Raw genomic sequence first — 12,691 nt, 5'->3', positions numbered from 1 at the left:
TCCTGTACAAAATTAAAGGCTAGCGACGGATACCGGATGCGCTGGCGCGTTCAAGTACCACCTGCGCATGGTTGATGATCGGGCCATCGATCATCTTGCCGTTGAGCGAAATCACGCCCAGCCCGTTGCGCTCGCCTTCTTCTGCGGCGGCAATCACCCGGTGCGCATAGTCCACATCTTCCTGCGTCGGCGCGTAAGCGTTGTGTAACAGCTCAATCTGTCGCGGATTGATCAGGGATTTGCCGTTAAAGCCCATTTTGCGGATCAGCTCCACTTCACGCAGGAAACCGGCCTCATCATTAATGTCGGAATACACCACGTCGAAGGCGTCAATTCCGGCGGCACGTGCCGCGTGTAGCACGGCGCAGCGGGCATAAAACAGTTCGGTGCCGTCGCCGCGCTCGGTTTGCATATCCATCACATAATCGAAAGCCGCCAGCGCAATGCCGATCAGACGCGGCGAACAGCGGGCGATCGCCACGGCATTGATTACACCAATAGCTGATTCGATGGCGGCCATCACTTTGGTGGAACCGACTTCGCGCCCGCAGGCCTTCTCGATGCGTTCGATATGCGCTTCCAGCTCAAAAATATCGTCCGGCGTATCGGTTTTGGGTAAGCGCACCACATCCGCACCCGCCCGTACCACGGCCTCCAAATCTTTAAGGCCAAACGGTGTACTGAGCGGGTTGATACGCACTACGGTTTCGATATCGCGATACATCGGGTGTGAAAGCGCATGGAAAACTAAAATGCGTGCCGTGTCTTTCTCACGCAGTGAAACGGCATCTTCGAGATCAAACATGATGGAGTCAGGGCGATAAATGAATGCCGTGGATAACATGGCGGCACTGGCCCCCGGCAGGAACAGCATGCTGCGGCGGAGTTTTTTCATCGTAACATCTCCCAGTTAATCTCTTCAGCCTGTGCCGCACGCAGTACTGCACTTTGTACCCGGGCACGAATGACGCAATCCAGTGCACCTTTGTCTTCAATAATCACCAGACCCGCGATAACACCGAGTGTATTCAGGGTGTCATTCACGACACGGCGGATCTGATCGCCAAACTGTTTGGCGACTTCACTGCTGATCACCACATTCAGCTCACTGGCCGGGGCGATTTTTACCAGTAAATCGCTGGATTCAACCGTTCCTGCCAGCGCCTCCTTCACAATTTTCATGGGTTTTTCCTGCTGTTAACAAAGTGAGGGTGAAATAATAAGAACATCGCCATGCACCGGATCCGCGGGCGCAGTGGCGGAATAATGTTGCTCAAGGTGGGCGTAAGTACTGGGCGGAACAATGTCGCGGATACGCGGTAACTGATGCGTCCGGAGCAGCGCACGCACTTCAGATGCCGAAATTGCCCTGCCGCTGGCATGACGTTTGCGGGGCAACTCAGTCACCTTCAGCGGTTGCGACGCCAGGCGGGCAGGTGCTTCCAGCCAGTCATGCATGTCGCAGTTGTACTGATGAGTCACCGGACAGAAAGGTTCGCTGCCCACAAAACGATGCGTAATCCCTAATGCCGGGGCGATGTACTGACGGAAAATCAGCAAATCCATCACGCTCCACGCCTGATTCACCAGCCCCGCATCCTTGAGGAAATAGCCGGGAAAGGTTGCGCGGGAGATTAGGTATTCAGAACCGACATGCACCGTCACGTTGGGCAGGTCCGCGACCCCCATACGGACCATTTCAAGACGTTCCTGAAACGGGAAATACGACACGTCTTCGCTTACCACAAAGACATGCAGCCAGTCGCAGGTTGCTGCCGCCTGTTCGGTGAGAAAGCGATGCCCGAGAGTGAACGGGTTGGCGTTCATCACCACCGCACCGATGCGCTGGCCATGATGATAATGGCGCTGTAAACCGCAGCAGTACTGACTGATGCCCACGGGTGTGTTTTCCATCAGCACGGCGACGTCGTCCCACTGGACCAGCGGGTAAAACCCGCAGCCACGAAAGCGCTCCCGATTTGACGGCCGGGTGTACAGAAATAAATGGAATTTTCCGCCAGATACCGCCAGATTTTCCACTTCACCCAGCAATCTGGCGCTGAGGTTTTCGCCGCGCCAGTCGGCAGCCACGGCAACGCATTTGATAATGTTGCTGACCAGACCTGCGCATCCGACCAGCCGGCGGCCCGAGCAGGCCACCACGAACTGCTCTATGTCGTCATCCATACCTAACTGGCTTTGTTGCAACAAGGCGCGGATATCCTCCAGCATGCCTTTCGGTGGCTGGCTGACAGAGATGACATAAAAGTCGGGTTCGTCACGGCTGAACATAATGCATTCCTGATGTCTGGTGTAAGTCGACGCAATGTTTAAAACGCCGGGCTGAATGCCCGGCCAGGTCAGTTGGTTTTAAGAGGTTAGTGAGCCGCCCGGGCATGGCTCACCTGACGGCCGGCGGCAACCTTGGTTTCTGCCGCAACAATCACATTGCTGAGATGACCAATCTTTTCAATTTCTACTTCGATGCGATCGCCGGGTTTCATAAACAGCGGCGGTACGCGCTTTTTACCTACCCCACCTGGCGAACCGGTAATGATCACGTCACCGGCACTCAGTGAGGTAAAGGTGCTGATGTACTCAATCAGTTCGGCAACGTTGTGGATCATGCTGCGGGTGTTGTCGTCCTGCACCATGTGACCGTTCAGCCAGGTGCGGATTGCCAGTGTGTGCGGGTCTGGGATCTCATCGGCCGTGGTCATCCACGGCCCGAACGCACCGGTCTGTGGCCAGTTTTTACCGGCGGTAAACCAGGTGTGCTGCCAGTCGCGGGCGGAACCGTCCATATAGCAGCTGTAGCCGGCGACGTGCGCCAGGGCGTTTTCGCGGGAAATATTTTCCCCGGCAGAACCGATAATCACTGCCAGTTCACCTTCGTAATCAAATTCGACAGAACGGCTCGGTTTGATGACGGGAGAAGCGTGGCCGGTTTGTGAATCAGCAAAGCGGACGAACAATGTCGGTGCCGGATTATGCTGGTCAAATTCTTTGCGTTTTTCGGCGTAGTTCATACCAACACAGAGAATTTTTTCCGGATTCTGGATGACCGGCAGAAAAGTCAGATCGTCGATATCCACATCTGCGGGCAGGGTCGCCAGCGCCTGAGCCTGTGCCAGTGCATTGCCTGCCAGCAGAGCTTTGAGGTCCGGATAACGCTGACCGAGATGGCGACCAAGGTCGATCATGCCGTGCCCGGTTGCGATGCCGTAGGACTTGCGCCCCTGATAAAGATAACTTGCCAGTTTCATAAAAATATCCTGAATTAAAAAAGAGTTAGCGCGGCATCAGACGAGGAAGTTGCCGAGCACCAGCAGGGCAACCGAGACATTAATGGCCCCGCCAATACGTGTGGCTATTTGGGCAAATGGCATCAGTTGCATGCGGTTACCGGCAGTCAGAATGGCGACATCACCGGTACCGCCCTGGCCACTCTGGCAGCAGGAAACGATGGCGACATCAATCGGGTGCATGCCAATTTTCTTGCCGACGAAAAAGCCGGTGGTGACCAGCGCTGCAACAGTGCTGACAATGACCAGCAGATTAGAAATCGTGAATGCGGCAACCAGTTCATTCCACGGTGTGATGGCGACGCCGACGGCGAACAAAATCGGGTAAGTGACGGAAGTCTGGAAGAATTTGTACACCACCTGAGAACCTTCGAGCAGGCGGGGAGAAACGCCGTGCGCCAGTTTCAGGCCAACAGCCGCAAACAGCATCCCGACCGGTGCAGGAAGACCAATCAGCTTGTGTAACAGCATGCCCACCATATAAAGCAGAACGGCCAGTAATGCACCTGAGGCAATGGTCGTGACATCGGTTTTACCGCCAGCCACTGTCGGCGTGTTGCTTTCCGTTGTGGCATTTTTAGCAGACGGCATCAGCTGACCTTCGCCGGTGAGGTGTGGATAGCGTTTACCTAGCTGATTGAGAGAACCGGAGATCACGATAGCCGTCAGGCTGCCCAGCATCACGATAGGCAGGATGCGACCCAGCGCCACACCCTGGTCCATGTGTAATAAGGTTGCGTAACCAATGGACAGCGGGATGGCACCTTCACCCACGCCACCGGCCATGATCGGTAAGATCAGGAAGAAGAAAATCTGAAAAGGTTCCATGCCCAGCGCCAGACCGACCCCCATCCCGACCAGCATGCCAACCACTTCGCCGCACAACATTGGGAAGAAAATACGCATGAACCCCTGGATCAGCACTTTGCGATCCATGCTCATGATGCTGCCCACGATAATGCAGCAGATGTAGAGATACAGAATATTGGTGCTTTTGTAGAACTTGGTGGTGGACTCCACCACAACATCCGGCAGCAGGCCGTAATAGACCAGCGCGGAAGGAATGAACGTGGCGCAAATCGCCGCAGCGCCCATCTTGCCGATAAAAGGCAGACGCTTGCCGAACTCGCCACAGGCAAACCCAAAGAACGCTAACGTGGCGACCATCACCACGATGTCGCTCGGCAGTTTGCCGTCAAGACAATCTATTGCGATAAGTAGCCCCGCCATGGCGAACAGCGGTAACGGAATAATGCCGATTTTCCAGGTATCGAGAATGTGCCACCATTTTTCTTTTAATGAGAGCTGTTTAACGCAGGAAGATCCCGCAGTAACAGAATAGGTGTCGTCAGTTGTACTCATTATGAATCCCCTGTGTCAATTTGTGCAGGGAGTATAAGAGTAATGCTGACCGGTAATATGTGAGGTGCCGCAAATTAGAAAAGGTGTTTTAAAGGAGTGAAAGGTTTTTATGGTTTTAATTAATTTAAAAACTCAGGCCGCTATTATTTTCGTGGTTTTTATGGTGTTATTTGCAATTATAATATTACTGTTAATTTATGGTGAAATAGCTGTTGTGAATTATGGGGTTAGCCGCCCAGGCCCTGACGCGCCTGATGATGTTATGCGGCATGCCTCGCAACTTTAATCCTTCACGCTGACGCAAATACCGGGGCGTGATAATATCTTTGCACTTTCTATTAATATCACTGTCTGGTTATAGGTTTCCCGATGCGGTTTCGGCCTTCTTTTCAGATAAAGCTATTCATTTATCTTGTCATGCTATTTATGACACTTTTTTCGATAGCGGGCATTTATTACTATTATGATATAGAACGTCAGTTATATGAAGATATGGGTACTCGTGCAAAAGTTCAGGCAGAGGAAATTGCACTTATTCCTTCATTAATTACCGCCGTTGAAAATAAGGATGTTCCGGCTATTAATCATTTAATGATGAGTATTTCTGCACGCAGTGATGCCAGTTACATGGTGATAGGCGATGGTAAAGCAATACATCTGTTTCATTCGATTTATGCTGACCGTGTGGGGAAAATGCTGGTCGGGGGAGACAACGGGGATGTGCTGGCGGGCAGAAGCACCACCACCATCCGGCTGGGAGGTATCGGCTTATCGTTGCGCAGTAAGGCACCGATCATCAACGGGCAAGGCAACGTGGTCGGTATCGTTTCTGTGGGGTATCTCACCAGCCACATCAATAACCTGACTATCGAAAAAGTCATCCGTATTTTGCTGGCCGCCGCCACCTTGCTGCTGGCGTTGTTTACCTTCTCATGGTTTTTTTCACGTTCGATTAAACGGCAGATGTTTTCGCTGGAGCCCCGTGAAATAGGTCTGCTGGTGCGTCAGCAAAAGGCGCTGATGGAATCGATTTACGAAGGTGTGATCGCTATTGATGCGCAGTTGCGGGTCGCGGTCATCAACCAGGCGGCCAAAAAATTGCTCAGTCTTGACGTGCCGTCCCGTGAACTGCGAGGTCAGCCGCTCGGGCAGGTGATTGCGCCGGTCAGTTTCTTTGATCCGCAGGTTATGCTGGAAAAAGATATTCACGATGAAATCTGCCTGTTCAACAACCTGACAGTGATCGCCAGCCGGGTACGGATCATGCTGGAAGACCAGCTCCAGGGGTGGGTGATCACTTTTCGGGATTGCAGCGATATCGACCGGCTCAGCATCCAGCTGAGCCAGGTGCAGCGTTATGCCGATAACCTGCGGGTGATACGCCACGAACAGCTCAACTGGACGGCAACACTCGCCGGGCTCCTGCATATGGGACGTTACGACGAGGCGATCCGCTATATCGAAGCTCAGTCTGAAAGTGCGCAGGAATTGCTGGATTTCGTTTCGGCGCGATTTTGCTCACCAAAATTATGCGGTCTGTTACTCGGGAAATATGCCCGTGCACGGGAAAAAGGCGTTGAGCTAAAATTTGATCCCGCCTGTGAGTTAACGCATCTGCCTGCCGCGCTCAGTGAAACCGAACTGATGTCGATCATTGGCAATCTGCTGGATAACGCCATCGAAGCCACATTACTGCGCGGCAATGAAGCCGGGCCGGTAGACGTGTATGTCGTTTCCGGCGCAGATGATCTGGTGATTGAAGTCGCTGACCATGGCATCGGGATAGCGCCGGAGCGGCGCGGGCAGATTTTTTCGCTGGGGGTGACATCCAAAACACAAGGCGATCACGGTCTGGGCCTGCATCTGGTTGCCAGCTATGTCAGCCATGCTGGTGGCACTATTGAAGTATCTGACAATCCGCCAACTGGCGCTGTTTTTTCGGTTTTTATTCCACACCACCGCCCTGAAGAACAAAGTGGCTTTATGCCGGTAAATCCCCGTCCAGAAGCACTGGAAGAGAGCAAATGATGCAAGCTGAAATGATTGACGTAATGATTGTTGAAGATGAAAGCCAGCTGGCACAACTGTATGCCGAGCTGATTGATAATCATCGCTGGTTGCGGCTGGTAGGCAGGGCCACCACGCTGCATGAAGCAAAAGTGCTTATCGAGGAAAAGCATCCGCAATTGCTGTTGCTGGATAACTATTTGCCTGACGGACAGGGAATTTCATTGATAGAGGATGACCTGCTGAAGAAAACGCACTGTTCGGTAATTTTTATCACTGCCGCCAGCGATATGACTACCTGCAGTCAGGCTATCCGCTGTGGTGCGTTTGATTATATCCTCAAACCGGTTTCGTGGAACCGGCTGCAACAATCGCTGGATCGCTTTATCCAGTTCAGCCAGACCCAGCGGACATGGAAAGTGGTGGATCAGCAAAACGTAGACAGTCTTTATCAGCTACAGGCGAAGGATTTTACGCCGAGAGCGGGCAATAAAGGTATCGAGGAAAATACGCTGAACCTGGTGGAAGGCATCTTTATGCAGAATGCCGGACGCTGTTACTCAGTCGATGAGGTGGTCAGCGAAACGAGGTTGAGTAAAACCACCGCCCGCCGCTATCTCGAACACTGTGTGCAAAAAGGGGATTTAAAAGTCGAAATGCTGTACGGGAAAATCGGCCATCCCCGCCGGATGTACCGGCGGGCATAATCCCGGTGAGTCATTCTGTCCTTTTGGCCTTCGGGTATTTCCACAACCAGCGGCCGCTGGCCATACGCCAGTAGAAAAACAGGCCGCGCACGATCCAGTCGAGGAACATCCCCAACCAGATGCCGACTACGCCGAAACCCAGTACGATACCGAGGAAATAGCCCACCACAATACGACAGCCCCACATCCCGAGCATAGAAACATACATGGTAAAGCGGGCATCACGCGCCCCCTTCAGGCCAGCAGGCAGCACCCACGAGGCCGCCCAGAAAGGCATAAAAGCAGCATTCAGCCAGATCAGGATTTTTACCACGTCGATAACGTCTTGCTCATTGGTGTAAAACCGCGCCAGCAAACCGGCAAATGGCACCGAAAGTAAGGCCAGCACACACAGCCCGAAGGTAGAAAGCCAGAAAATATGGCGCAGCTGACGCTCGGATTGGGCAATCTGTCCTTTGCCCAGACGTGTCCCGACGATAATGGTTGAGGCTGACCCCAGCGCATTCCCCGGCAGGTTGATCAGTGCGGCAATTGAAAACGCAATAAAGTTACCGGCAATCACATTGGTGCCCATGCCTGCGACAAAAACCTGCGTCAGTAATTTACCGCCGTTAAACAGCACCGATTCGATACTGGCCGGAATACCAATCCCCAGCACTTCACGCAAAATGTTGGTATTGAGCGGCAGTAAATAGCTTTTCAGGGAGATTTTCAGTGAAGGATTAAAACCGACCATCAGCACAAAAATAACCGCAATCGCACCGATATAGCGGGCAATGGTCAGCCCCAGGCCGGCACCGATAAAGCCCAAACCGTGCCAGCCGAAACAGCCATAGATCAGTACGCTGCTGATCACCAGATTAAGGATGTTCATCCCGCCGTTAAGTAGCATCGGGATTTTGGTATTACCCGCACCGCGCAAGGCACCGGAACCGATCAGTGCGATAGCCGCAGCCGGATAGCTCCAGCTGCTCATTTGCAGGTAAGACAGCGCCAGTTCTTTTACCTCCGGCTCTGCATTACCGGCGATCATGTCAATAATCACATGCCCGGAAAATTGCAGAAGTATCGCCAGCAGGACGGCAAAAACGGTCATGATCGCCAGTGACTGACGGGCTGCCGCACGGGCGCGCTCATGGTCGAGTTTACCCAGGCTGAACGCAACCACGACGGTCGTACCCAGATCGACGGCGGCGAAGAATGAAATCACCACCATGTTGAAACTGTCGGCCAGGCCCACTCCAGCCATCGCTTCCTTGCCCAGCCAACTGACCAGAAACGTACTCAGTACGCCCATTAGCAGAACGCAGGCATTTTCGAAGAAAATAGGAACAGCGAGGGGCGTGATTTCACGCCAGAACAACGTACGGTAAGAACGCCGTTTCGGATACCAGGGCGTGCGCTCGATGGCTTTGCGCAAAGAGACGATGACGTTTTGCAAGAGAGTTCCAGTGTGACAGAAAGTAGAACAGCGTTTTAAATTATGATGGTAAAAGACTCTGCATTATGCAAAGTCTTTTTTTAGGAAATCCTTAATTCCCCGTCATATTTCGTGCCGCAGATGCGTCGGCTGCGTTTAATGACCCGAATCACTTACTGAAGGTAAGTTCATCGGGATTATCAAATTTGCTGCCGGCAACACGAACTGTTTAGGGGAAGTCAGCGTGGTGATCAGCGGAAAGGGGGTTCGTTAAATGTCCGCAGTTTACGTGAATGCAGGTGATCGCCCTCGGCGCGCAACAGGTCAATGGCGCAGATACCAATTTGCAGATGTTCTGAAATGGCACCTTCGTAGAATTTGTTTGCCTGGCCGGGCAGTTTGATTTCTCCGTGCAGCGGTTTATCAGAAACGCACAACAACGTGCCGTAAGGCACCCGGAAGCGGTATCCCTGTGCGGCGATGGTGGCGCTTTCCATATCGACGGCAACGGCACGACTGAGATTAAAGCGCAGCGCTGACGCGGCATAACGCAATTCCCAGTTACGGTCGTCGGTGGTCACGACCGTGCCGGTACGCAGGCGTTGCTTGACTTGCTCACCCGGCATGCCGCTCATCATTTTGGTTGCGTCATACAAGGCACGTTGCACTTCAGCAATGCTTGGGATCGGGATATCCGGCGGCAGTACGGCATCCAGCACATGGTCGTCACGCAAATAAGCGTGAGCCAGAACATAATCACCGATCGACTGTGTTTCCCGTAATCCGCCGCAGTGACCAATCATCAGCCAGACATGCGGGCGCAGAACCGCCAGATGATCGCAAATGGTTTTGGCATTGGCCGGACCGACGCCGATATTGACCAGCGTAATTCCCGCACCGTCGCGGGCAATCAGATGATAGGCGGGCATCTGGTGTTTTTTCCAGGCCAGATCGGAAACTGCCTGTTCAGGGTTTTGCGTTTCGGCTGTAATAAATACGCTGCCTGCGCAGGCCAGTGCTTCATAAGGACTTTGCGGATCAGCAATCTGCGCACACGCCCAGCTGACAAACTCATCGACATACCGGGTGTAGTTGGTGAACAACACGTACGGCTGAAAGTGTTCGATAAGCGTGCCGGTGTAATGACGCAGGCGTGCCAGCGAAAAATCGGCGCGCAGCGCATTGAAATGGGACAGCGGAAAGGTGTCGCCGGGATAATGCAGGCCGTCAGCGGTTTCATCGCCAATCTGCGACAGTTCGGTGGTCGGGAAATGTTTCGCCAGCCCGGCACTCATCGATCGGTCAAGCATCAGATCAGAGCCGTCAATCACATATGAATAAGGAATTTCCTGTTGTGACGGCACCACTTCGATAACCGCGTCATATTCCTCGCCCAGCAGGGAAAGCTGTTCCAGCAGATAGTGACGGAACAGCTCCGGGTGCGTGATGGTATTGGCATAACGGCCTGGATGCGAAAAACGGCCATAAGCGCGGGTCGGGTTTTTGGCTGGCGTCACGCCATCCCAGCTGACACGCAGTTCCGGATAAACAAACAACCCGGCAGCACGCGCCGTGATATCAGGCAGCGCACCCTCAACGATGAAATCTTTAATCGCATTCCGCAGTGCGGCGACAGAATTGTTGTACATTTCTTCGAGCTTCTCAATCGCCTGTGAAGGAGTGAGGGACTTGTTATCCATACGCTTTTCCTTTGTGCTTCATTTATCATCATTCATTCTAAATATGGCTTGTCTGCACGGTGCCGCCAATGTTTTATTAGGGTACGGGAGCCAGATGGTGCTTTTATGAACGAACAGGGGGAAGTGAATGATCCGGGTATGGGGCAGAAAAACATCGTCAAATGTGCAGGCGCTGATGTGGTGTATCGGGGAATTAGGGCTTGCGTATGAAAGGACCGATATCGGCCATAAATACGGTGGTAATGACACCCCGGAATTTCTGGCGATGAACCCCAACGGCACGGTTCCTGTGATCCGCGAGGGTGAAGGCCAGCCGCTGTGGGAAACCGGTGCCATCCTGCGTTATCTGGCCGGGAAATACGGCACTGATGAATTCTGGCCGCAGGATCCTGAACGGCGTGCCGAAACAGATAAATGGACGGAGTGGGCAAAAATCGGTGTCGCGATGAACTTCACTGTGCCGGTATTCTGGATGGTAGTAAGAACGGCGGCTAAAGATCAGGATCATCAGGCATTAGAAAAATCATTGCAGAATCTTAATAAGAAGCTGGCGATTGCCGAAGCGCAGATTGCCCGGCATGGTTACCTTGCCGGAAGTGAATTCACCCTGGCCGATATTCAGTTTGGCCACAATTTGTACCGCTACTTCGATATTGCCATTGCACGACCGTCCTTCCCGGCTATCGAGCAGTATTACGAAAAACTCACCCAGCGTCCGGCATTTGCGGAACATGTAATGGTGTCTTACGAGGAATTGCGGGTGGTGTAAATCTGCTTCAAATGCTAAAAAGCCCGCTTATATTTTTAAGCGGGCTTTTTTAAATGGCCTGTGTTTCAGCGGTGCACGGGTGTCTTCATAAAAATCGCCGTAAGGGCGGAAAGCAAACAGCCCGCCATCAGATAAATGGCGACGGAATGCCATTCACCGCCGGAGAAATTCAGCAATGCGGCCGCAATAAACGGCGTAAACCCACCGCCCACTACGCTGGCAACCTGATAACCTACGCCTGCACCGCTGTAGCGGTAACCCGCACCGAACATTTCCGTAAACATGGGCTGCTGCACGCAGACCACCATATCGTGAGCGATATTTGCCAGCAACAGCGAGAAAATCACCACGCCGGCAATTGAACGTGCTTCGAGTGCCATAAAGAACGGGAAAGCGCTCAGCGCGCCGACTACAGCGCCGGTGATGTAGATGCGGCGGCGACCGTAACGATCCGCCAGCCAGGCGAACAGGGGAATTGTCAGGCAACTGATACCGCCGACCAGCAGCCCGATATTCAGAAACAGCTCACGCGACAGCCCCAGATTATGCGTCGAGTAGTTAAGGGCGAACGCAGTGACTATGTACATCGTCAGCAGTTCGCACAGGCGCAGAAGGATGATTTTCAAAAAAGCCCCGGGATGGCGAAACAGCGCTTCAAATACCGGCAGTCGCTTTTTGGCCGCTTTGGGTTGCCCGACCTGAGCACGTTCGAACTCGGCGGACTCTTCCATGCCCTTACGCACCCACAGCGCGCCGATCACCAGCACAACGCTGAACAGAAACGGCAAACGCCAGCCCCAGCTCAGGAACTGCGCGTCGGTGGTCAGGCTGCTTATCAGCGACACCAGACCGGTAGCGAGCAGCAGGCCGACACCATATCCCATCTGGATCCCGCTGCTGTAGAACGCTTTTTTGCCGGAAGGCGCACTTTCAACCGCCAGCAGTGTCGCGCCACCCCATTCACCGCCCACGGCAAATCCCTGAATGGCGCGCAGGATGACCAGCAGAGCCGGAGCCCACCAACCGATCGTGGAGAAAGCGGGAAGAATGCCGATACAGGCGGTGGCAATGCCCATGATCCAGACAGTCATCATCAGCATGCGTTTGCGGCCCAGACGATCGCCGAAATGACCGAAAACAATGCCGCCGAGCGGACGAAAGAGAAAGCCGACACCGAAGGTGGCAAAGGCGGCGAGCGTACCCATTGCCGGGTCGATTTGCGGAAAAAATTCACTGTTAAACACTAATGCTGCGGTAATGCCGTAGAGCAAAAAATCGAACCAGTCTACGACCGCGCCAACGAAGCTGCCCCAGGCAGCACGGCGGGCACGGTGATATGAAGGTATCTCCTCATCGGGGCGGGAGGCAGTGAGCATGGAGTCCATAATTGTCCTGTCTGTTCGTCAGTATTCTAAAATTTT

The 12,691-nt window shown here is 53.3% G+C and carries 12 protein-coding genes; 4 read left to right on the top strand and 8 right to left on the bottom strand.

What is annotated here, in order from left to right; translation table 11 throughout:
• Positions 1-19: 19 nt before the first annotated feature.
• From citE to ACOZIO_RS05635, 5 genes are all read right to left on the bottom strand, one after another.
• Entirely contained in the window at positions 20-895 is an 876-nt protein-coding gene (gene citE / locus ACOZIO_RS05655) for a citrate (pro-3S)-lyase subunit beta (RefSeq protein WP_129952573.1), read from the bottom strand.
• Entirely contained in the window at positions 892-1,182 is a 291-nt protein-coding gene (gene citD / locus ACOZIO_RS05650) for a citrate lyase acyl carrier protein (RefSeq protein ID WP_129991166.1), read from the bottom strand. Before citD ends, citE begins: the two co-directional genes overlap by 4 nt.
• A 15-nt stretch (positions 1,183-1,197) precedes the next feature.
• Positions 1,198-2,292, bottom strand: a complete 1,095-nt coding sequence (citC, locus tag ACOZIO_RS05645) for a [citrate (pro-3S)-lyase] ligase (RefSeq protein WP_129991165.1) — start codon at positions 2,290-2,292, stop codon at positions 1,198-1,200.
• Between the two features lie 86 nt (positions 2,293-2,378).
• Entirely contained in the window at positions 2,379-3,266 is an 888-nt protein-coding gene (locus tag ACOZIO_RS05640) for a fumarylacetoacetate hydrolase family protein (protein WP_129952576.1), read from the bottom strand.
• A 36-nt stretch (positions 3,267-3,302) separates the two neighbouring features.
• Positions 3,303-4,667, bottom strand: a complete 1,365-nt coding sequence (locus tag ACOZIO_RS05635) for a 2-hydroxycarboxylate transporter family protein (protein WP_129991164.1) — start codon at positions 4,665-4,667, stop codon at positions 3,303-3,305.
• A 109-nt stretch (positions 4,668-4,776) separates the two neighbouring features.
• On the opposite strand from ACOZIO_RS05635, the gene ACOZIO_RS05630 reads away from it, so the two are divergent.
• From ACOZIO_RS05630 to ACOZIO_RS05620, 3 genes are all read left to right on the top strand, one after another.
• Positions 4,777-4,953 (top strand): hypothetical protein, encoded by a 177-nt coding sequence (locus ACOZIO_RS05630; RefSeq protein WP_421595065.1) that lies wholly within the window; start codon positions 4,777-4,779, stop codon positions 4,951-4,953.
• An 83-nt stretch (positions 4,954-5,036) separates the two neighbouring features.
• Positions 5,037-6,695, top strand: a complete 1,659-nt coding sequence (locus ACOZIO_RS05625; RefSeq protein ID WP_129952578.1) for an ATP-binding protein — start codon at positions 5,037-5,039, stop codon at positions 6,693-6,695.
• Entirely contained in the window at positions 6,695-7,381 is a 687-nt protein-coding gene (locus ACOZIO_RS05620; RefSeq protein WP_165383722.1) for a response regulator, read from the top strand. The genes ACOZIO_RS05625 and ACOZIO_RS05620 overlap by 1 nt, the downstream gene beginning before the upstream one ends.
• A gap of 10 nt (positions 7,382-7,391) precedes the next feature.
• Here the strand turns inward: ACOZIO_RS05620 and ACOZIO_RS05615 are convergent, their stop codons facing one another.
• The gene (locus ACOZIO_RS05615; protein WP_129952580.1) at positions 7,392-8,822 is read right to left on the bottom strand and encodes an EmmdR/YeeO family multidrug/toxin efflux MATE transporter; all 1,431 of its coding nucleotides are present in this window, start codon (positions 8,820-8,822) and stop codon (positions 7,392-7,394) included.
• Positions 8,823-9,052: 230 nt separating this feature from the next.
• A complete protein-coding gene (locus ACOZIO_RS05610; RefSeq protein ID WP_421595063.1) occupies positions 9,053-10,501 on the bottom strand; it encodes an AMP nucleosidase in 1,449 nt (482 codons plus the stop codon).
• A 127-nt stretch (positions 10,502-10,628) separates the two neighbouring features.
• Here ACOZIO_RS05610 and ACOZIO_RS05605 point away from each other — a divergent pair, with 127 nt between their 5' ends.
• Entirely contained in the window at positions 10,629-11,270 is a 642-nt protein-coding gene (locus tag ACOZIO_RS05605) for a glutathione S-transferase family protein (protein WP_217219644.1), read from the top strand.
• 65 nt (positions 11,271-11,335) lie between these two features.
• On the opposite strand, the gene shiA is transcribed toward ACOZIO_RS05605, so the two are convergent.
• A complete protein-coding gene (gene shiA / locus ACOZIO_RS05600; RefSeq protein WP_129991163.1) occupies positions 11,336-12,655 on the bottom strand; it encodes a shikimate transporter in 1,320 nt (439 codons plus the stop codon).
• Positions 12,656-12,691 lie beyond the last annotated feature (36 nt).

The sequence above is a fragment of the Rahnella sp. PD4 genome, from assembly GCF_049199325.1.
Classification (GTDB): domain Bacteria; phylum Pseudomonadota; class Gammaproteobacteria; order Enterobacterales; family Enterobacteriaceae; genus Rahnella; species Rahnella perminowiae.
This window is presented reverse-complemented; position numbering and strand designations above follow the sequence as displayed.